Origin of the sequence: Azospirillum sp. HJ39 (genome assembly GCF_041507355.1) — a bacterium.
In the GTDB taxonomy this organism is placed as follows: domain Bacteria; phylum Pseudomonadota; class Alphaproteobacteria; order Azospirillales; family Azospirillaceae; genus Azospirillum; species Azospirillum thiophilum.
Genome location: NZ_CP167912.1, coordinates 421,420 through 439,713 on the forward strand (window position 1 = coordinate 421,420; position 18,294 = coordinate 439,713).

Consider the following 18,294-nt stretch of genomic DNA (forward strand, 5'->3'; position numbering starts at 1 on the left):
GTTTCAACCCTGGAGGTTTGAGAGCAGGCGGACGTAGCTGACGACGCGTTGGACGTTGGCGACCGAGCGGGCGTGCTGGAGCGTGCGATCCAGCTCTTCCTGTGAACTGGCGACGCCCATCAGATAAACAACGCCATCGACGGTATCGATGCTGTAGTTCTGGCTATGAATGGCCGCATCGAAGGTGATGCGGCTGCGGATCTGGGTCGAGATCCAGGTGTCGCGCGCGCTGTCGACGATGCTCGACCCGTTGTCGATCTGGATTTCGTTGATGACTTCCTTGACGCCCTGCGCCTGCCAGGCGAGCCGCACCGCGTCCAGCCGCATCTGCGGGTCGGCGGCGCGGCCGGTCAGCAGGACGCGGCCCTGGTCGACGGTCAGGCCGATCCGGTTGGTCATGTCGACCGAGTGCTGGAGCCACAGCGAATTGATGCGGGCGCGGATTTCGGTATCGCTGACGAAGCCGCCGAAGCCGCGTTCCTGCGTGGCGACCACCGCGGCGCCGCCGGCCGTGCCGAGCAGCAGCGGGCCGCAGCCGGCGAGCGAGGCCCCGGCGCAGGCAAGCGCGAACAGTGTCCCAAGGCGGCTCGAACCGGTCACAGCGTGCCTCCCTTCGCCTGCACGGCCAGCGCCTTGCGGATGCGGCGCGCGGCCGGAAAAAGTCACGGCGGAACGGAGTTTGCAATGGGGAAATTCGGAGCCTTCGCCAGTCATCGTCACTTTGTCCCGATGTGATGCACGGATGTTGCAGTCGCTGCGGTCGCGAAGTGATTCCGGGCGCAGCGCCTCCCGCAGTCTCGGGACAGAATCAGGCGAAAGCTGGGCTGGACAGCACGGCGGCGATCTCGCGCGCCAGCACGCGGGCGACCACCCGCCGCGCGGTTGGGTCGCGCAGGATCTCCTCGTCCTTCGGGTTGGTGAGGAAGCCGGTCTCGACCAGCACCGACGGCACGTCCGGCGCCTTCAGGACCGCGAAATTGGCCGCGCGCATCGGGTTGTCGAGCAGGCGCAGCTCCTTTCCCGCCCCCTCCACCAGCAGCTGGCGTGCGGCCAGCGAGGCATGGCGGGTGTGGCGGGCGGTCAGGTCGAGCAGGATGTCCTTGACGATCCGCCCGCCGCCCATCGTCCCCGGCTTGCCGAATCGGTCGGCCCGGTTCTCCTGCTGGGCGAGGCGCGAGGCGAAGGCGTCGGATGCCTTGTCCGACAGGATGTAGGCAGACAGGCCGCGGGCATCGGCATTGGGCGCGCTGTCGGCGTGGATCGACACGAACAGGTCGGCGCCGGCCTCGCGCGCCATGGCAACCCGGTCGTCCAGCGCCAGGAAACGGTCGTCGCGCCGCGTCAGCTTCACCGCCACGCCATTCCGCTCCGCCAGCGTCCGGGCGACGCCGCGGGCGATGTCCAGCGTCACGTCCTTCTCGAAGGTGCCGCGCGTGCCGATGGCGCCGGGATCGTTGCCGCCATGGCCGGGGTCGAGCATCACCAGCCGTGCCCGCGCCGGCGGGGCGGCGACCGGCTTGCGGTCAGGCCGCCGCTGGCCGGCGAGGGCCGTGCCGGACCCGAACGGCTGCGCCAGCGCGAGGCCGGCCGTGCCGAGCGCCGTTAACCAAAGCTTGCTCAGCCCGAGCCCAAGCAGCTGTCGTCGATCCATGGCGGAAATCACCGTACCGCAAAGTGTGGACATGCCGCGACGTCAGATCGCGGCGTCCATCTTCCTACCTCATTCATTAACCAATGCGGCTACGAAAAAGTATTGTCAAGGTCGGGCAGGTTACCAATCCTGAATATTTGTGAGCGCTTTGCCATGCAGGCAGCCTTGACCGGCCGAGGATTCGACAAATGTCATTGGTTGCTTGATGACCGATTGGAAAAGCGCTAAAATTTTAGCGATCAGCTCGGGAGGTGTCGATGTTGAGAAAAGCCTTGTTCAACATCATCCGGCAAGAGCAGCGCGAGGTCGAGGACGAGCTCGAACGCGAGGAGCAGCAGCCGAGGCCCGACGTCGGCCGGATCGTCGGCCTGAAGCAGGAGGCGACCAGCCTGCGCCGGGAGTTGGAGCATTTCAACGAAGTCTGACGGCGACGTCTGACGGCGACGTCTGACGGCGGGGTCCGACCCGTGACGGCCGGGCATCGCCACTGATTTCGCCACTGGATTGGATATGACCGGATGGTCATGCCCCCTTCTCTGCGACCGTGCGGAGGAGGGGTTTTTGTTTCAGGCTCCCGTTTTCCGGCCGGACGCCCGTCACCCGAGCTTGGCGTAGCCCCGCTCGATCACGCGCTCGGCCGCTTCGTAGACGGCCAGCATTTCCTCGTAGGCGGCCCGCAGGCGGGCCAGGTTGGCGACCGCCGTCTGGTCGGGATGGCGCGATTCCGACAGTTTCAGGCCGGCGCGGATATAGTCGGCGCGCAATTCCGCCACCCGCACGGCCATGTGCAGGAAGCTGTCCCGGTTGAGGTTGGGCAACTCGCGCCCGATGACCTCGCAATTGGCCTCCAGGATCGCGGCATCCATGTTTTCCAGGAAATGGCGGATGCGCTGGCTGCGGCTGCTGTCTGCCGCATCGGCCGTCAGCAGCTTGTCGACCTTGCCCTTGGTGTATTCGCCGATGACCTTGCCGCCGGATGCCATGGGAGCCTGCCCTGCTTTTGCCGACCGTTGCCGCTGCCGGCGATTGTCGCACCGCCGGACGGCGGACGCCAGCGCGGCGTATGGCCGCCGGGGCACCGTGCGCCGCCTGATGTCCGGACCTGCTCATGAAGCAAGTGCAACATGGCGGCGTTCGTGCTAGGGAAGCAGCCCCCTTTTCATGCTGTACGTCATGGTGGATGCGCGATGTCCGAGACCGGCTCCGACTATATCCTCACCGTTTCCTGCCCCGACACCGTCGGCATCGTCTTCGCGGTGTCCGGCTTCCTGGCGGAGCGGAGCTGCAACATCATCGACAGTGCCCAGTTCGGCGACCGCATCTCCGGCCTGTTCTTCATGCGCGTCAGCTTCAACGGCAGCGACGGCGGGCCGTCCAAGGCGCAGCTGGAGGCCGAGTTCGCCGCCCAGGTGGCGGAACGCTTCGCCATGACCTGGAAGATCCACGACGCCCGCCGCCGGCCGCGCGTGCTGATCATGGTGTCGAAGTTCGGCCATTGCCTGAACGACCTGCTGTACCGCTACCGCACCGGTTACCTGCCGATCGAAATCCCGGCCATCGTCTCCAACCACCGCGATTTCTACCAGCTCGCGGCCTGGCACAACATTCCGTTCCACCATCTGCCGGTCGGGTCCGACAACAAGGCGCAGCAGGAGGCCCGCCTGCTGGAGATCGTCGACGAGGAGCGGGTCGACCTCGTGGTGCTCGCCCGCTACATGCAGGTGCTGTCGGGTGCGCTGTGCGAGCGGATGGCCGGGCGGGTCATCAACATCCATCACAGCTTCCTGCCCAGCTTCAAGGGGGCCAAGCCCTATCACCAGGCGCATGCCCGTGGCGTCAAGCTGATCGGCGCCACCGCGCACTATGTCACCTCCAACCTCGACGAGGGGCCGATCATCGAGCAGGAGGCCGAGCGCGTCGACCATACGATGACGCCCGACGATCTGGTGGCCATCGGGCGCGACATCGAGAACATCGTGCTGGCCCGCGCCGTGCGCTACCACGTCGAGCACCGCGTGCTGCTGAACGGCAGCAAGACGGTTGTCTTCCGCTGAGGGTCTTGCGCCGAGGGTCTTCCGGCGAACCTGCCGCGCAGGAACGGATCGCGCAAGATCGGCATCGATTTGAAGCGTGACTCCGATCGCCGGACACAAGGCTGGAGTTTCGTGCGTTTCATATTGAACGCACGAACCCCCAAGCGTCTCCGGCCGGGTTTTCAGCCGGCCGGAGACGCGGCGCCGTCCCTCAATGGGGCTGCGCCGTCTCGCGGGCGTCTTCCGGCTGCGGCATGAACACCGCGCGCGTGATCGCCTGTTCGATCTGGTCGCGGGTGAAGGGCTTCGGAATCACCGGCCCCAGATGCTCCAGCCCATGCTTGGCCAGGTCGTCGGGGAAGGCGGTGACGAAGATCACCGGCAGGAAACGGCGGGCCCGCAATTCGCGCGCCACCTCCAGCCCGTTGTCGCCGTCGGCCAGGCGGATGTCCATCAGGGCCAGCGTCGGCCGGTGCTCGGCCGCCAGGGCCAGCGCCTCGTCCATCGTCGCCGCGTTGCCGCAGACGATGTGGCCCATGCCGCGCACCGTCTCAGCCAGATCATAGGCGATGATCGCATCGTCCTCGACGATCAGGATGGTGGCGGTCAGGCGGGCGCGGACACGCTCGCGGGCATGGGTCAGCCGCTCCATCGCATTTTCAGGTGCGATGCCCAGGACGGCGGCGGCATCGCCGACCGGCAGGTCCTCCAGGTTGACCAGCAGGTAGAGCCGCCGGTCGGTCTCGTCCAGCGTCATCAGCGCGGATTCCACCGGATGATAGGGGGCGACCGCGGGAGTGGCGCCTTCCTTGTCCTGAAGCTCGTTCAGATGGCGGTAGAGCGCGCCGCGCGACAGGTCGCCGTTCCGTCCGGTTTCCGCTTCTTCGGCCTCGAGATACCACTCCAGGGTGCGGGTCACCAAGGCGTCGCCACGCCCGTTCGTCCCGGTCAATGCCCGGGCGTAACGGCGCAGGTAGGGCAAATGCTGCATGAAATGACCGGTGTACTGCTCCATCTCTCTCCCCGTGCCTTTCTGCGGCGCGTGTTCCTGGCATTCCATCCGGCGAAGCCGCTCCGGGGTTCCGGATGCGGTCGCTGCGCCGGGCGGTCCCGCCGAAGGTCGCGACGTTGCCGACGCTGCTTCGATCAGCAGAGTGACGCATTCGGACCTGCAACAGTCCAAATCATATGGCGCAGGTCACGGCCCAACGGGAGTGAGCCCGAAAGATTTATTCGAGATACCGATAAAGGATTACTCTCTATGCGTGGTATGCGGGTCGACCGGACCATCCTCCGGACCGCCGAGGACCGGCCTATGACAATCCCGGCATAGGGGATGCCGGAAGGGCATTCTTAACTCTTGGGAAATACTTGCAAACCTACTCTGACATTGCCCTCCGGCCATTGGTTGTGCCGATGACTGTGCGAGGGCGAGGCGAGTGTTCCCGATCCTCATGCGCGCCGGCTATCCCCCATGCCGGCGCGCATTTTCTTGTCCGGCTTTCCGCATGACCCTCTTCCACCCGGTCGGCGGCGGCGTGCGGACGGAGGGCGGTCGGACGGGAGGCCGGCGAAGCGGCAGTGCCGGCCCGGCCGGCGAAGCGGCAGTGCCGGCCCGGCCGGCGAAGCGGCAGTTCCGGCCCGGCCGGCCAAAACGGCGGTGCCGGCCTGCCCGGCCGGCCATGTTCGGGCAAATCTGCCTCGGTGGCTGCGCCCGACCCTTGCATCGCGCTTAATCCGACGTTAAGGACATCGGCTCACGGTTGGAGCGTGTCGTCGGTCATGGAAGGCTCTGGCAGGCCCTTGCCGGTCCAACCGTCCGGGGCTGGCGCCGATTGCCGCATCGGGTCCGGGTTTGCGCATGGAAGATCAAGAGTTGGATCGGTTCCTGATGGATGGCGTCCCGCCGGATGAACTGGCCGACTATGGCCGGTGGCGGGAGCGCGTGCGCGGCACGAACATCTCCGAAAAGACTCTGCTCGCCACCGATTATCTCAATCACTTCAACGAAATCGTGATGCTGATCGAGATGATCCCGGACATGCCGGACATGCTGGAGGAATGCCGCATCTGGCAGCCCAAGAGCTATGCCGAGCATTTCCGCGACAGCGGCTTCTCCGACAAGGAGCTGGCGATCGAGGCCTATGGGCATGTGCCGTCGAAATTCCGCCGGCCTTTCGAGGACACCATCGTCCAGGCCCATCAGGTGATCGCCCACACGCTGGAGCGGATCGGAACCGACATCGACAGCGGCGACCCGGACAAGCTGCGACTGGATTGCCAGACCTCCGTCGCCATGATCCACCGCATCATCCAGGTGGCCAACGGCATCATCCACGGCACCGCCCATGTGATGGAGCAGGGCGAGATCGACCTGTATCTGCAAAACGGGCAGTAACGGGGCAGGGGTCCCCATACTTTCGTTCCAAATCGTGCGTCTTACCAACGAAAGACAGGCGTTTTCAGTCACTTGCCCCGGCAGAAATGGTGATTGATGGTGCACCAACCATTCGTTCGTTGCATGGCTCGCAGGCGCTCCCCGGCACTATAGTCGGATCATAAAAATAAGACGGAGGCGTGGTCATGCGTCCTCTGCGGGGGGAAATGGAGCATTGCCGATGAAGGGTTGCGCATTCGCGCCGGCCGATGGCATGGCCGTGTCTGAACCGCGCGTGTGGCGGCCAAATCCGCCCACCGATCACGCCGGCCCCGCTCTTCCCGTCCTGCAACGGGGGGAGGCATCGCAGCGCATGACGACAGCCGGGGCACGATCCGGACATCTGGACAGTTTCACCCGCGACCGGCTGCCGGCCCCGCCGCAGCGTCCCGACCTGATTCTCGACCGTCCCGAACTCCAGTATCCCGAACGCCTCAACGCCGTCTCCGCCCTGATCGACGGCTGGCGCGGCCGCGGCCGGGACGACAGCCCCTGCCTGATCGGCGGCGACGGGACGGTGTGGAGCTATGGCCGGATGCGCGACACCGTCGACCGCATCGCCCGCGTCCTGACCGAGGATTACGGGCTGGTCACCGGCAACCGCGTGCTGCTGCGCGGGCCGAACACCCCGATGCTGGCCGCCTGCTGGCTGGCGGTGATCAAGGCCGGCGGCGTGCTGGTGCCGACCATGCCGCTGCTGCGCGCGCCGGAGCTGGCCGACGTGCTGACGCGCGCCCGGATCGACATGGCGCTGTGCGACACCCATTTCCTCGACGACCTGGAGGAGGCGGCGCTGCCCTCGCTGCGGATCGTCGGCTTCCGCGACGGCGAGCTGGAGCATCGCATCGCCACCAAGCCAGCCGGCTTCGAGGCGGCCGACACCGCGGCCGACGACGTGGCGCTGATCGCCTTCACCTCCGGCACCACCGGCACGCCCAAGGCGGCGGCCCATCTGCACCGCCACCTGCTGGCGATCGCCGACCTGTCGCCGCGCTCGGCGCTGGGGACACGGGCGGACGACGTGTTCTGCGGCTCGCCGACCCTGGCCTTCGCCTACGGGCTGGGCGGGCTGCTGCTGTTCCCGCTGCGCATCGGCGCCTCGGTCATCCTGCTGGAGCGCGGGACCGCCGACCGGCTGCTGGAGGCGGCGGCCCGGCACAAGGCGACGGTGATGTTCACCGTGCCCACCGTCTATCGCGGCATGATCGGCCGGATGGCCGCGGATCCGGCGCTGGCCGGCGGGCTGCGCTCCCTGCGGCTGTGCGTGTCGGCCGGCGAGCCGCTGCCGCAGCAGACCTTCGAGGGCTGGCGCGACGCCACCGGGCTGGAGATCCTCGACAGCCTGGGCACCACCGAACTGCTGAACGCCGTGCTGCATGCGGTGCCCGGCGACGTCCGTCCCGGCTCCACCGGCAAGCCGGTGCCGGGCTACGAGGCGATGGTGGTCGACGACCAGTTCCGCAAGCTGCCGCCGGGGCAGGTCGGCCGGCTGGCGGTGCGCGGCGCGACGGGCTGCCTCTATCTCGACGACCCGCGGCAGGAAAGCTATGTCCAGCAGGGCTGGAACCTGACCGGCGACGCCTTCCACGTCGATGAGGACGGCTTCTTCTGGTATCACGCCCGCACCGACGACCTGATCGTCTCGGCCGGCTACAAGATCTCCGGGCTGGAGGTCGAGAACATCCTGCTGGCGCACGAGGCGGTGCAGGAATGCGCGGTGATCGCCGCTCCCGACCCCGTGCGCGGGACGATTCCCAAGGCGTTCGTCGTGCTGCGCGACGGGCTGTACCCCGACGAGCGCCTGGCGGAGGAACTCCAGAGCTACGTCAAGGAGCACATCGCCCCCTACAAGTACCCGCGGGCGATCGAGTTCCTCGATTCCCTGCCGCGGACGGAAACCGGCAAGGTCCAGCGCTTCAAGCTGCGCCGGCGGGCGTGGCAGCCGGACGAGGCCGGATAAGGCCGGCCAAGGCTTCTACCGGGCGAAGCGGCTCAGCCGGATGTTGCGCCGCTCCAGCAGGGCGGCGAAATCAGGTCCGCGCAGATAGTCGTATTCCGCCCGCCGCGGCTCGACCAGGCTGTCGACGCGGCGCAGCTCGGCGTCGGGAAGGCCGGGGTGGACCATGACCAGGGGACGGCCGCCCGCTCCGTCATCCAGCCCGTCGAGGAAGCGCGGCATCAGCGCGGCGAAGGGACGCTTGCCGGCGAAGTCGTAGACTCCGGCGAAGCGGCCGTTGGCCGGGATGCCGCGCGCCCGCGCCATGCGGGCCAGCCCACCGCCGAGCCCGCCGATCAGCAGCGTCTTCGGCACCGCGACGCCACGCCGCAGGACCGCGGCCACCGGCTCGCCGCACAGCCGGACATAGACGCCGGGCAGGGCGGCAAGCGCGTCCACCACCGCCACGCGGATTCCGGGCAGCTGGTGCACATGCTGGTGGCCGTCGATATGGTCCGGCGGCCCGCCCCAGGACTGGATGAAGGCGTCGAGCTGGCGCGACAGTTCGGAGCGGATTTCGGCGCGGGCGGCGGCGCCGTTCAGTTTCCCGCGATAGGCCCAGCCCATCAGCCGCCCCAGCGGCGGCAACCGCCCGTCGGGGGCGAGGAGCGGCATCGGCCCCAGCGGCGGCTGGTCGGTCAGGGTGAAGTGCAGCCCGACATCGGCCCTGTCCTTCAGCTCGCGCAGCGCCGCCGCGTCGGGGCGCCAGTGCGGGCAGAGGCTCATGACCGACGTCGCGGTCAGCCGGCCGGCGGCGATCAGGTCGCGGATGGCGGCATCGACTCCGGGGGCCAGCCCGTAATCGTCGGCACAGAGAACAAGTCGGGTGGGGGACGTCTCGGTCATTCGCGAATTCGCACCGGCACGATGGAGTCGGCCAACATGGCCCGGCCGGCGGTTCCGATCAAGACGGCGCCATGCGGGAACCGCGTGCCGGGCGCCCGGTCAGGCGGTTTCTGCCGCGGCCTCCGCCGCCGGCCTGCGGGCGGGCAGCGTGGCCAGCGTCACCCCCGGCAGGACCAGCAGCACGCCGATCAGGTGGAAGCCCTGCAACGGCTCGGCCAGCAGCAGCCAGGAGGCGAGTGCGGCCCACAGCGGCGACACGTACAGCGCGGTGGAGGCGCGCGCGGCGCCCATCATGGCGATGGTCTTCTGGTAGGTGAGCAGCGCCAGGACCGAGGCGAACAGCGCGACCGCGACGATCGACAGGATGGTGGAGGCCGAGACGGGGACCGGCCGCACCGCCACCGTCTCCCAGGCATAGAAGGGCGCCAGCACCAGGACTCCGGCGAACGCGTTGGCGGCGAAGGCGGTGACCACCGGCAGGGGCGTGCCCGACTGCCGCAGCAGGATGGTGTAGACCGACCAGGACACCGCCCCGGCCAGCACCAGCAGGTCGCCGACGTTGAAGGACAGGTGCAGCAGCGCCTCGGCGTCGCCGCGGGTCAGGATCGCCAGCACGCCGGCCATCGCCAGCAGAATCCCGATCACCTGCCGGGGCCGGATGGCGTCGCCCAGCCAGACGGCGGCGAGCGCCAGGATCATCGCCGGGCTGGTGGCGTAGATCAGGCTGGCATTGGTGGCGCTGGTGCGCTCCAGCCCGTAATAGACGATGGCGCCGGAAATCCCCTGGCCCAGCACGCCGAGCAGCAGGTAATGCCGCCACTGCCGCCTCAACCGGTGGCGATGGGCCAGCAGGCCGGGCAGGGCGAAGGGCAGGACGATCAGGAAGGCGACCAGCCAGCGCCAGAAGGCCATGCCGATCGGCGGCACCACATGCGCGACTGCCCGGCCGATCACCGGATTCGCGGCCATCAGCGCCGATCCGATCAGATAGAGGCCATAGGCGGCCAGCGGACCGGAGCGCAGGGAAAGCGGCAATGTGGGAAGCGGCATCGCTGGATCGGTGTCCGAAAGGGTGGTTCCGCAAAGGCTGCAACCCAGCCTAGCATGCGGCCCGGCAGCGGCCTTCATGGCGGGTGCGCATGGCAGCCGTCCGGCGTCCTGATTCGCAAGGTCAGGAAGCTGCCGATTCGGTCAACCGGATGGTTGGCTTTGCAACTGTTTCGTTTTCCGGCACCGAAAAGCCGTCCTGCAAACGGATCGGCGCGCCAAAAGATGCTCTGCGCTACGGTATAGCCACGTATGCATGTAGGCGTTGACAGGGGCCATCGGCACGCGCCAAATGACGGCGCTATTTCCAAATGCGTTCTGGCAAATTTTCTCTACGCTCAACCGAAATCGGGAGGCAAGACGAATGAAGCGCATCCTGCTGGGTGCCGGGCTTGGTATGGCCGCGGCGCTGGCGCTGTCGGCGCCGGCCCAGGCGGCGAAGACCCTTGTTTATTGCTCCGAGGGAAGCCCCGAAAACTTCAACCCGATGTTGAATACGACCGGCACCAGCTTCGACGTGGCTCTCCCGGTCTACAACAACCTCGTCCAGTTCGAGCATGGCGGAACCAAGGTCATTCCCGGCCTGGCGGAATCCTGGACCATCTCCGACGACGGGCTGGTCTACACCTTCAAGCTGCGTGCCGGCGCCAAGTGGCACAGCGTCGGCGACTTCAAGCCGACGCGCGACGCCAATGCCGACGACGTGCTCTTCTCGTTCGAGCGCCAGTGGAAGCAGGACAGCCCCTTCCACAAGATCTCCGGCGGCGCCTACGACTACTTCAACGACATGGCGATGCCCAAGCTGTTGAAGTCGATCGAGAAGGTGGACGACCTGACGGTCAGGTTCACGCTGAACGCGGTCGAGGCGCCGTTCCTGGCCAACCTCGCCATGCCGTTCGCGCCGATCATGTCGGCCGAATACGGCGCGATGCTGCTGAAGAAGGGCACGCCCGAGAAGATCGACCAGGTGCCGGTCGGCACCGGTCCCTTCCAGTTCGTCGCCTATCAGAAGGACGCCGTCGTCCGCTACAAGGCGTTCGAGCAGTATTGGGGCGGCAAGCAGCCGCTCGACAACCTCGTCTTCGCGATCACGCCCGACGCGGCGGTCCGGCTGGCCAAGCTGAAGGCCGGCGAATGCCAGGTCATGCCCTATCCGAATCCGGCCGACATCGACTCGATGAAGAAGGACGGCTCGATCGTCGTGCAGGAGCAGGAAGGCCTGAACGTCGGCTACGTCTCCTTCAACGTCACCAAGAAGCCGTTCGACGACGTGCGCGTCCGCCGTGCCGTCAGCATGGCGATGGACAAGAAGGCGATGGTCTCCGCGGTCTACCAGGCCGCCGGCGTCCCGGCCAAGAACCCGATCCCGCCGACCATGTGGTCGTACAACACCGCGATCGAGGATTATCCCTACGACATCGAGCGGGCGAAGAAGCTGCTGGCCGATGCCGGGTATCCCAACGGCTTCGAAACCGATCTGTGGGCGATGCCGGTGCAGCGTCCCTACAACCCCAACGCCAAGCGCATCGCCGAGATGATGCAGGCCGATCTGGCAAAGGTCGGCATCAAGGCGAAGATCGTGCAGTACGAGTGGGGTGAATACCGAAAGCGGATGCAGCAGGGCGAGCACCAGATGGGCATGCTCGGCTGGACCGGCGACAACGGCGATCCCGACAACTTCCTCTACACCCTGCTGGGCTGCGAGGCGGCGCGTCCGGGCGGCAACAACCTGTCCAAATGGTGCAACAAGGAGTTCGACGATCTCGTCGTCCAGGCCAAGCGCACCACCGACATCGCCGCGCGCACCAAGCTGTACGAACAGTCCCAGGTCATCTTCAAGGAAGAGGCGCCCTGGTACACCATCGCCCATTCGGTGGTCTACATGGGGCTCGCCAAGAATGTCGTCGGCTACAAGATGGATCCGTTCGGCATCCATCGCTTCGAAGGCGTCGACCTGAAGTGAGCCTGGCGTGATCCGGACGTGATCCGGGGCGCGCTGCCGGGCGTCGGTGCGTTCCCGGTGCATGAGTGTCCCGTCCCGGCGTGAGCTGGGGCGGGTTCGGGACGGGGGAGTTCCCCCGGCGGAACGGGGCGTTGTCCAGACAGCGCTCCGTTCCAGTTTTTATCGCAGTTTTAAAATAATGAGTCCCCTTCGATGCTTCGCTTCATCCTGACGCGGGTGAGCTTGGTGATTCCGACCTTTCTCGGAATCACCTTTCTGACCTTCATCCTGATCCGGCTGGTTCCCGGCGACCCCATCGAGGTGCGCGTCGGCGAACGGGGCATCGCGCCCGAACGGCTGGCCGTGCTCCGCCACGAGCTGGGCCTCGACCGCCCGCTGTGGCAGCAGTTCCTCGATTATGTCGGCAACGTGCTGTCCGGCGATTTCGGCCTGTCGCTGATCACCCACAATTCGGTGCTGAGCGAGTTCCTGACGCTGTTCCCGGCGACGCTGGAACTGGCGCTGTGCGCCATGCTGTTCGCCACGCTGATCGGGCTGCCGGCCGGCATCCTGGCGGCGGTGAAGCGCGGATCGCTGTTCGACCATGGGGTGATGGGCGCCAGCCTGACCGGCTATTCGATGCCGATCTTCTGGTGGGGCCTGCTGCTGATCCTGTTCTTCTCGGTCGGGCTGGGCTGGACCCCGGTGTCGGGGCGCCTGGATCTGGTCCATTATATCGAGCCGGTGACCGGCTTCATGCTGATCGACACGCTGATGGCCGGCGAATACGAGGCCTTCCGCTCGGCGCTCGGCCATCTGGTGCTGCCGACCGTCGTGCTCGGCACCGTGCCGCTGGCGGTGGTGGCGCGCATGACGCGCTCGGCGATGCTGGAGGTGCTGGGCGAGGATTACATCCGCACAGCCCGTGCCAAGGGGCTGGACAGCGGCCGGGTCATCGGCATGCATGCGCTGCGCAACGCGCTGATCCCGGTGGTGACCGTCATCGGCCTGCAGGTCGGCACGCTGCTGGGCGGCGCCATCCTGACCGAGACCATCTTCTCCTGGCCGGGCGTCGGCAAATGGCTGATCGAATCGATCAACCGCCGCGACTATCCGGCCCTGCAGGGCGGCGTCCTGCTGATCGCCACCTCGGTCATCCTGGTCAATCTTCTGGTGGACGTGCTTTACGGCGTCCTCAATCCCCGCATCCGTCACGCGCGGTGAGGCTGAACCATGTCCACTGAACTTTCCGCCAAGACAGAGCCGGCCACCCCCGAAACGGTCGCCGCATCGCGTCCGCCGCACCCGCTGGCCGAGTTCTGGTATCATTTCCGGCAGAACAAGGGCGCGCTGGCCGGCCTGGTGGTGATCCTGCTGATCGCCGCCATCGCCGTCTTCGCCGGCGTCATCGCCCCCCACGATCCCGACATCCAGTACCGCGATGCCATCCTGACCCCGCCGGTCTGGCAGGAGGGCGGGACCTGGACCTACCTCCTCGGCACCGACGACATCGGCCGCGACATGCTGTCGCGCCTGATGTACGGCGCGCGGCTGTCGATGATGATCGGCCTGATCGTCGTCACCCTGTCGCTGGCCGTCGGGCTGGGCCTGGGGCTGGTCGCCGGCTTCTTCGGCGGCATGGCCGACGTGCTGATCATGCGCGGCATGGACATCCTGCTGGCGCTGCCCTCGCTGCTGCTGGCGGTGGTGGTGGCCGCCATCCTCGGGCCGGGGCTGGTGAACGCCATGCTCGCGGTGTCGGTGGTGGTGATCCCGCATTATGCCCGCCTGACCCGCGCCGCCGTGCTGGCGGAGGTGAACAAGGACTATGTCGTCGCCTCGCGCGTCGCCGGGGCCGGGCCGCTGCGCCTGATGCTGATCGTGGTGCTGCCGAACTGCATGGCGCCGCTGATCGTGCAGGCGACCTTGGGCTTCTCCACCGCCATCCTGGACGCCGCCGCGCTGGGCTTCCTCGGGCTCGGCGCCCAGCCGCCGACGCCCGAATGGGGCACCATGCTGGCCTCGTCGCTGCAGTTCCTCCAGCGGGCGCCGTGGGTCGTCACCTGGCCCGGCGTCGCCATCCTGGTGACCGTGCTGGCCTTCAACCTGTTGGGCGACGGTCTTCGCGACGCGCTCGACCCCAAGCTGAAACGTTGACCCCATGCCTCTTCTCGACATCAAGAACCTGTCGGTCGAGTTCACCACCCGCGCCGGCACCTTCCGCGCGGTGGATGGCATCGACCTGACCGTTGACGAGGGCGAGGTCGTCGGCATCGTCGGCGAATCCGGCTCCGGCAAGTCCGTGACCTCGCTGGCCGTGATGGGGCTGCTCGGCTCCAACGGCCGGGTCGTCGCCGACCGGATGATGTTCGCCGGCCGGGATCTGCTGACCATGCCGCCCGCCCAGCGCCGGAAGATCACCGGCAAGGACGTGGCCATGGTCTTCCAGGAGCCGATGACCAGCCTCAACCCCTGCTTCACCGTCGGCTTCCAGATCATGGAGACGCTGCGGGTGCATGAGGGGCTGTCCGGCAAGGCTCTGCGCAACCGCGCCATCGCGCTCTTGGAGCAGGTCGGCATCCCGGCGCCGGAAACCCGGCTGTCCGCCTTCCCGCACCAGCTGTCGGGCGGCATGAACCAGCGGGTGATGATCGCCATCGCCATCGCCTGCAACCCGCGCCTGCTGGTGGCGGACGAGCCGACGACGGCGCTCGACGTCACCATCCAGAAGCAGATCCTCGACCTGCTGGTCCAGCTCCAGCGCGAGCGCGGCATGGCGCTGATCCTGATCACCCACGACATGGGCGTGGTGGCGGAGACGGCGCAGCGCGTCGTCGTCATGTATGCCGGCCAGGTGGCGGAGACGCGGCCGGTCCAGTCCCTGTTCGAGCGGCCGCGCCATCCCTACACCGGCGCCCTGCTCGACGCGCTGCCGGAGCGGGCGCTGGGCAAGCGCCGGCTGCCGACCATTCCCGGCATGGTGCCGGGCATCGCCGACCGGCCGGCGGGCTGCCTGTTCAGCCCGCGCTGCCGCTTCGCCGACCTCCGCTGCCGCGCCGAGCGCCCGGCCCTGTTCGACGTCGACGACGGGCGGGCGCGCTGTTTCTACCCGCTGCCGGACGGCCAGAGTGCCGCCGGGGAGGCGTTGTCATGAGCATCCGCACCGAATCCCACATCTTCGAGGCGGAGGCCGGCAATTCGGTCGTGCTGGAGGCGCGCGACCTGCGCAAGCACTATGCCGTCAAGCGCGGCGCCTTCAAGCCGCTGGCGACGGTGAAGGCGCTGGACGGCGTGTCGTTCCGTCTCCAGGCCGGCAGGACGCTGGCGGTGGTCGGCGAATCGGGCTGCGGCAAGTCGACGCTCGCCCGTTCCGTCACCATGATCGAGCCGCCGACCTCGGGCGAGCTGCATTATGACGGGCGCGACGTCGTCGGGCGCAGCGCGGCCGAGATGAAGGAGCTGCGCCGCACGGTGCAGATGGTCTTCCAGAATCCCTACGGCTCGCTGAACCCGCGCAAGACGGTCGGATCGATCCTGACCGAGCCGCTGGTCATCAACACCGCCATGGACAAGCATGAGCGGCGCGACCGCGCGGTCGCCATGATGGGCAAGGTGGGCCTGCGGCCCGATCAGGTCGACCGCTATCCGCACATGTTCTCCGGCGGCCAGCGCCAGCGCATCGCCATCGCCCGCGCCCTGATGCTGAACCCGCGCGTCGTCGTGGCGGATGAGCCGGTGTCGGCGCTCGACGTGTCGATCCAGGCCCAGGTCCTGAACCTGATGATGGATCTGCAGGAGGAGCTGAATCTCGCCTACCTGTTCATCTCCCATGATCTCAGCGTCGTGCGGCACATCGCCGATTCGCTGATGGTGATGTATCTCGGCAAGCCGGTGGAGCATGGCGACAAGGACGTGGTCTTCACCCGGCCGCGCCATCCCTACACCCGCATCCTGCTGGCGGCGACGCCGCGGGTGAATCCCGACCTGCGGCTCGAGCGGGTGGTGCCCAAGGGCGAGCTGCCGTCGCCGCTGAATCCGCCGCCGGGCTGCGCCTTCCACAAGCGCTGCCCCTACGCCACCGAGCGCTGCGCGGCGGAGGTTCCGGCGCTGCGCCCGGTCGACGAACGGCTGGTGGCCTGCCACTACGCCGAACAGATGGAGTGAGTGGACACCATCGGGGAAGGCGGCTGTTGAGTGCGGCGGCCGTCTTCTTTACGGTGCGGCCGATCCGTTCCTCAGAAGTCCTATAGGGAGAGTGCCGCCATGCCGTCGTTCGACATCGTGTCCAAGACGGACGTCCACGAGATCGACAACGCCATCGCCGGCGTCCGTCGCGAGATCGAGACCCGGTTCGATTTCAAGGGCTCGAAATGCACCGTCGAGCGGACCGAGAACGAGATCGTGCTGCTGGCCGACGATGCCACCAAGCTGGAGCAGATGCAGGAGCTGCTGCGCGTCCATGTGACCCGCCGCAAGCTCGACGCCGCGGCGCTCGACTTCTCGGCCAAGCCGGAGCGGGCGGCGGGCGATGCGCTGCGCCATCCCGTCACCGTCAAGCAGGGAATTGCGCAGGATCTGGCGAAGACCATCGTCAAAGGGATCAAGGACAGCAAGATGAAGGTCCAGGTCTCGATCCAGGGCGACGAATTGCGGATCACGGGCAAGAAGCGCGACGATCTGCAGGACGCCATCGCCCTGGTCAAGCGGATGGGCATCGAGCAGCCGCTGCAGTACGAGAATTTCCGCGACTGAGCACCGCCCCGGGCCACCCCGCTCGGCCGGCGGAGCGCCGCCGGCTGGGCAAGGCTTGCCGGCCGCCGGGAATCTTCTGCCGGGTGACTGGGAATTTTTTGCCGGGCAAAAGGTCGCAGGGGCCGCCGTGAGGCTTATGCCCCCTGGACTGCGGTGATGGCGTGATTTTTGCCTGTGTCCCTGCGGTTCGCCACAAACCGCAGGGACTTTCCCCATGTCGATGATGGCCAACAGCGATGCCACGCAAGCCATGCGCATCCGGGCGGAAGACGTCCTGGAGCGCAAGGGGACACCTGCGTCCCGGCAGGCGGGTGCGCTGGCCGGCCAGTTCGCGGCGATGCTGGAAACCCTGAACGGGGTGGAAGGCGGCGCGTCCGCCGCCGACGGCGCCGGTGTGGTGGCGAATGCCCAGCCGGCGCTGCGCCTCGGCGTCGGCGCCGTCACCCTGTTCGCCCAGGAGGAGGGGCAGGACGGGTCCGCCGCGGCGCCCGCAACGGCGATTCCCGATCCCCAGGATCCCGCCACCGCGGCCCAGGTGGTGGAAAGCGCGATCCAGGCCGGCGACGGCAGCAATTTCCGCTGGCTGACGACGCTGCTGACCCAGAACTCCGCCGCCTGAGCCGGCTGCGGCGCGGGCTTCCTGCGGGGGCCGGCACCGGTCATCGTCCGATGGATCGCAGGCGGCGGCTTCGTCCCGGTTCGGCGTCGCCGGGTGGTCGATCCCGCGCTACGTCATGAGACCCGATGCTCCCGAATGGCGCTCCGCCATGTAGCGCCCCGGCGAGGCGCCCAGCGTCTTGCGGAACATGGTCACGAAACTCGGCACGCTTTCATAGCCGAGATCGATCGTGACCTTCTGAATCGAGGCTCCGTCTGCCAGCCATTTGATCGCAAGCATGACGCGGAACTGCTGGCGCCAGCGGCCGAAGCTCATGCCCGTTTCCCGATGGAGCATTCTCAGCAGCGTCCGCTTGCTGAGGCCGGCCCGCTTCGCCCAGGCCTCCAGGGTTGATCGATCCGCCGGGGAGGCCATCATCATGTCGACGATCCTGCGCAGACGCGCATCGCCTGGCATGGGGAGATGAAGATCCTCGGCCTTGGCGGCCGCGAGTTCGTCGAGCAGAACCGACAACATCCGTGTGTTCGGCCCGTCCTCCTCGTACAGCAGCGGAAGCCGCGCGGCCCGGGTGAGCAGTTCGCGCAGCAGCGGCGTCACGGAGACCGCGCAGCAGGTCCTGGGCAGCCGGTCGCAGACCGATGGATCGATGAAGGCATTGTAGCCTTCGAGAATCCCGCTTGCCTTGATCGCGTGGACGGCGCCTCCGGGGATCCAGACCGCGCTGCGGGGCGGGACGATCCACAGTCCGCCGTCCGCCTCGCAACTGAGGGCTCCCCGCAGCACCAGCATGATCTGGCTTTTTGCGTGGCTGTGAGGCTCCAACTCGATCCCGTCGAACTTTTCGGCCACGAAGCCATAGGTCACGACCGGCCGATGGACGTCGTCCGGTTCGATCCAGTCCTCCGGTTTGGAAAGCTCGGTCAAGATCGGCATGGCTGCATCCTCGTGGGCGATCCCACTATGGCATGATC

General features: G+C 67.4%; 18 protein-coding genes. 11 read left to right on the plus strand and 7 right to left on the minus strand.

The annotated features are described in order from the left end of the window. Positions 1-3: 3 nt before the first annotated feature. Together ABMY26_RS29480 and ABMY26_RS29485 are read right to left on the minus strand one after the other, a co-directional pair. The gene (locus ABMY26_RS29480; RefSeq protein ID WP_372399729.1) at positions 4-600 is read right to left on the minus strand and encodes a BON domain-containing protein; all 597 of its coding nucleotides are present in this window, start codon (positions 598-600) and stop codon (positions 4-6) included. A gap of 208 nt (positions 601-808) precedes the next feature. Continuing rightward, positions 809-1,651 (minus strand): N-acetylmuramoyl-L-alanine amidase, encoded by an 843-nt coding sequence (locus tag ABMY26_RS29485; RefSeq protein WP_372399730.1) that lies wholly within the window; start codon positions 1,649-1,651, stop codon positions 809-811. A gap of 257 nt (positions 1,652-1,908) precedes the next feature. Here ABMY26_RS29485 and ABMY26_RS29490 point away from each other — a divergent pair, with 257 nt between their 5' ends. Next, positions 1,909-2,076, plus strand: a complete 168-nt coding sequence (locus ABMY26_RS29490) for a hypothetical protein (RefSeq protein ID WP_372399731.1) — start codon at positions 1,909-1,911, stop codon at positions 2,074-2,076. 171 nt (positions 2,077-2,247) lie between these two features. On the opposite strand, the gene ABMY26_RS29495 is transcribed toward ABMY26_RS29490, so the two are convergent. After that, complete coding sequence (locus ABMY26_RS29495; protein ID WP_060721737.1) at positions 2,248-2,634, minus strand: hypothetical protein; 387 nt, start codon at positions 2,632-2,634, stop codon at positions 2,248-2,250. Positions 2,635-2,838: 204 nt separating this feature from the next. On the opposite strand from ABMY26_RS29495, the gene purU reads away from it, so the two are divergent. Then, positions 2,839-3,705, plus strand: coding sequence for a formyltetrahydrofolate deformylase (purU, locus tag ABMY26_RS29500; RefSeq protein ID WP_045584124.1), 867 nt, complete (start codon positions 2,839-2,841; stop codon positions 3,703-3,705). 190 nt (positions 3,706-3,895) lie between these two features. Here purU and ABMY26_RS29505 read toward each other — a convergent pair whose 3' ends face one another. Next, positions 3,896-4,699 (minus strand): response regulator, encoded by an 804-nt coding sequence (locus tag ABMY26_RS29505; protein WP_372399732.1) that lies wholly within the window; start codon positions 4,697-4,699, stop codon positions 3,896-3,898. A gap of 876 nt (positions 4,700-5,575) precedes the next feature. On the opposite strand from ABMY26_RS29505, the gene ABMY26_RS29510 reads away from it, so the two are divergent. Both ABMY26_RS29510 and ABMY26_RS29515 read left to right on the plus strand, forming a co-directional pair. Beyond that, positions 5,576-6,082, plus strand: a complete 507-nt coding sequence (locus tag ABMY26_RS29510; protein WP_045584122.1) for a hypothetical protein — start codon at positions 5,576-5,578, stop codon at positions 6,080-6,082. A 352-nt stretch (positions 6,083-6,434) separates the two neighbouring features. After that, a complete protein-coding gene (locus tag ABMY26_RS29515; RefSeq protein WP_372399733.1) occupies positions 6,435-8,081 on the plus strand; it encodes an AMP-binding protein in 1,647 nt (548 codons plus the stop codon). Positions 8,082-8,096: 15 nt separating this feature from the next. Here ABMY26_RS29515 and ABMY26_RS29520 read toward each other — a convergent pair whose 3' ends face one another. Beyond that, positions 8,097-8,963, minus strand: coding sequence for a ChbG/HpnK family deacetylase (locus tag ABMY26_RS29520; RefSeq protein WP_372399734.1), 867 nt, complete (start codon positions 8,961-8,963; stop codon positions 8,097-8,099). Positions 8,964-9,062: 99 nt separating this feature from the next. Further along, positions 9,063-10,013 carry a DMT family transporter gene (locus ABMY26_RS29525; protein WP_372399735.1) on the minus strand — a complete coding sequence of 317 codons (951 nt, stop codon included), beginning with the start codon at positions 10,011-10,013 and terminating at the stop codon, positions 9,063-9,065. A 361-nt stretch (positions 10,014-10,374) separates the two neighbouring features. On the opposite strand from ABMY26_RS29525, the gene ABMY26_RS29530 reads away from it, so the two are divergent. The 7 genes from ABMY26_RS29530 to ABMY26_RS29560 all read left to right on the plus strand — a co-directional run bounded on the left by ABMY26_RS29530 (position 10,375) and on the right by ABMY26_RS29560 (position 17,323). After that, on the plus strand, positions 10,375-11,973 hold the full coding sequence (locus tag ABMY26_RS29530; protein WP_372399736.1) for an ABC transporter substrate-binding protein: 1,599 nt from the start codon (positions 10,375-10,377) through the stop codon (positions 11,971-11,973). 192 nt (positions 11,974-12,165) lie between these two features. Further along, positions 12,166-13,176 (plus strand): ABC transporter permease subunit, encoded by a 1,011-nt coding sequence (locus ABMY26_RS29535; RefSeq protein ID WP_372399074.1) that lies wholly within the window; start codon positions 12,166-12,168, stop codon positions 13,174-13,176. Between the two features lie 9 nt (positions 13,177-13,185). Then, a complete protein-coding gene (locus tag ABMY26_RS29540; protein ID WP_372399076.1) occupies positions 13,186-14,109 on the plus strand; it encodes an ABC transporter permease subunit in 924 nt (307 codons plus the stop codon). A gap of 4 nt (positions 14,110-14,113) precedes the next feature. Beyond that, positions 14,114-15,106 carry an ABC transporter ATP-binding protein gene (locus tag ABMY26_RS29545; RefSeq protein ID WP_372399077.1) on the plus strand — a complete coding sequence of 331 codons (993 nt, stop codon included), beginning with the start codon at positions 14,114-14,116 and terminating at the stop codon, positions 15,104-15,106. Next, entirely contained in the window at positions 15,103-16,116 is a 1,014-nt protein-coding gene (locus ABMY26_RS29550; RefSeq protein WP_372399078.1) for a peptide ABC transporter ATP-binding protein, read from the plus strand. Before ABMY26_RS29545 ends, ABMY26_RS29550 begins: the two co-directional genes overlap by 4 nt. Before the next feature lie 99 nt (positions 16,117-16,215). Continuing rightward, positions 16,216-16,704 carry a YajQ family cyclic di-GMP-binding protein gene (locus tag ABMY26_RS29555; protein WP_045584113.1) on the plus strand — a complete coding sequence of 163 codons (489 nt, stop codon included), beginning with the start codon at positions 16,216-16,218 and terminating at the stop codon, positions 16,702-16,704. 214 nt (positions 16,705-16,918) lie between these two features. Continuing rightward, the gene (locus tag ABMY26_RS29560; RefSeq protein WP_372399079.1) at positions 16,919-17,323 is read left to right on the plus strand and encodes a hypothetical protein; all 405 of its coding nucleotides are present in this window, start codon (positions 16,919-16,921) and stop codon (positions 17,321-17,323) included. A 108-nt stretch (positions 17,324-17,431) separates the two neighbouring features. On the opposite strand, the gene ABMY26_RS29565 is transcribed toward ABMY26_RS29560, so the two are convergent. Then, on the minus strand, positions 17,432-18,256 hold the full coding sequence (locus ABMY26_RS29565) for a helix-turn-helix transcriptional regulator (protein ID WP_372399080.1): 825 nt from the start codon (positions 18,254-18,256) through the stop codon (positions 17,432-17,434). Between the last annotated feature and the right edge of the window lie 38 nt (positions 18,257-18,294).

Bases quoted from the DNA above. Each gene is read 5' to 3' on its own strand.
- ABMY26_RS29485 (WP_372399730.1), bottom strand. From the start codon at position 1,651: ATGGATCGACGACAGCTGCTTGGGCTCGGGCTGAGCAAGCTTTGGTTA.
- ABMY26_RS29490 (WP_372399731.1), top strand. From the start codon at position 1,909: ATGTTGAGAAAAGCCTTGTTCAACATCATCCGGCAAGAGCAGCGCGAG.
- ABMY26_RS29495 (WP_060721737.1), bottom strand. From the start codon at position 2,634: ATGGCATCCGGCGGCAAGGTCATCGGCGAATACACCAAGGGCAAGGTC.
- purU (WP_045584124.1), top strand. From the start codon at position 2,839: ATGTCCGAGACCGGCTCCGACTATATCCTCACCGTTTCCTGCCCCGAC.
- ABMY26_RS29505 (WP_372399732.1), bottom strand. From the start codon at position 4,699: ATGGAGCAGTACACCGGTCATTTCATGCAGCATTTGCCCTACCTGCGC.
- ABMY26_RS29510 (WP_045584122.1), top strand. From the start codon at position 5,576: ATGGATGGCGTCCCGCCGGATGAACTGGCCGACTATGGCCGGTGGCGG.
- ABMY26_RS29515 (WP_372399733.1), top strand. From the start codon at position 6,435: ATGACGACAGCCGGGGCACGATCCGGACATCTGGACAGTTTCACCCGC.
- ABMY26_RS29520 (WP_372399734.1), bottom strand. From the start codon at position 8,963: ATGACCGAGACGTCCCCCACCCGACTTGTTCTCTGTGCCGACGATTAC.
- ABMY26_RS29525 (WP_372399735.1), bottom strand. From the start codon at position 10,013: ATGCCGCTTCCCACATTGCCGCTTTCCCTGCGCTCCGGTCCGCTGGCC.
- ABMY26_RS29530 (WP_372399736.1), top strand. From the start codon at position 10,375: ATGAAGCGCATCCTGCTGGGTGCCGGGCTTGGTATGGCCGCGGCGCTG.
- ABMY26_RS29535 (WP_372399074.1), top strand. From the start codon at position 12,166: ATGCTTCGCTTCATCCTGACGCGGGTGAGCTTGGTGATTCCGACCTTT.
- ABMY26_RS29540 (WP_372399076.1), top strand. From the start codon at position 13,186: ATGTCCACTGAACTTTCCGCCAAGACAGAGCCGGCCACCCCCGAAACG.
- ABMY26_RS29545 (WP_372399077.1), top strand. From the start codon at position 14,114: ATGCCTCTTCTCGACATCAAGAACCTGTCGGTCGAGTTCACCACCCGC.
- ABMY26_RS29550 (WP_372399078.1), top strand. From the start codon at position 15,103: ATGAGCATCCGCACCGAATCCCACATCTTCGAGGCGGAGGCCGGCAAT.
- ABMY26_RS29555 (WP_045584113.1), top strand. From the start codon at position 16,216: ATGCCGTCGTTCGACATCGTGTCCAAGACGGACGTCCACGAGATCGAC.
- ABMY26_RS29560 (WP_372399079.1), top strand. From the start codon at position 16,919: ATGTCGATGATGGCCAACAGCGATGCCACGCAAGCCATGCGCATCCGG.
- ABMY26_RS29565 (WP_372399080.1), bottom strand. From the start codon at position 18,256: ATGCCGATCTTGACCGAGCTTTCCAAACCGGAGGACTGGATCGAACCG.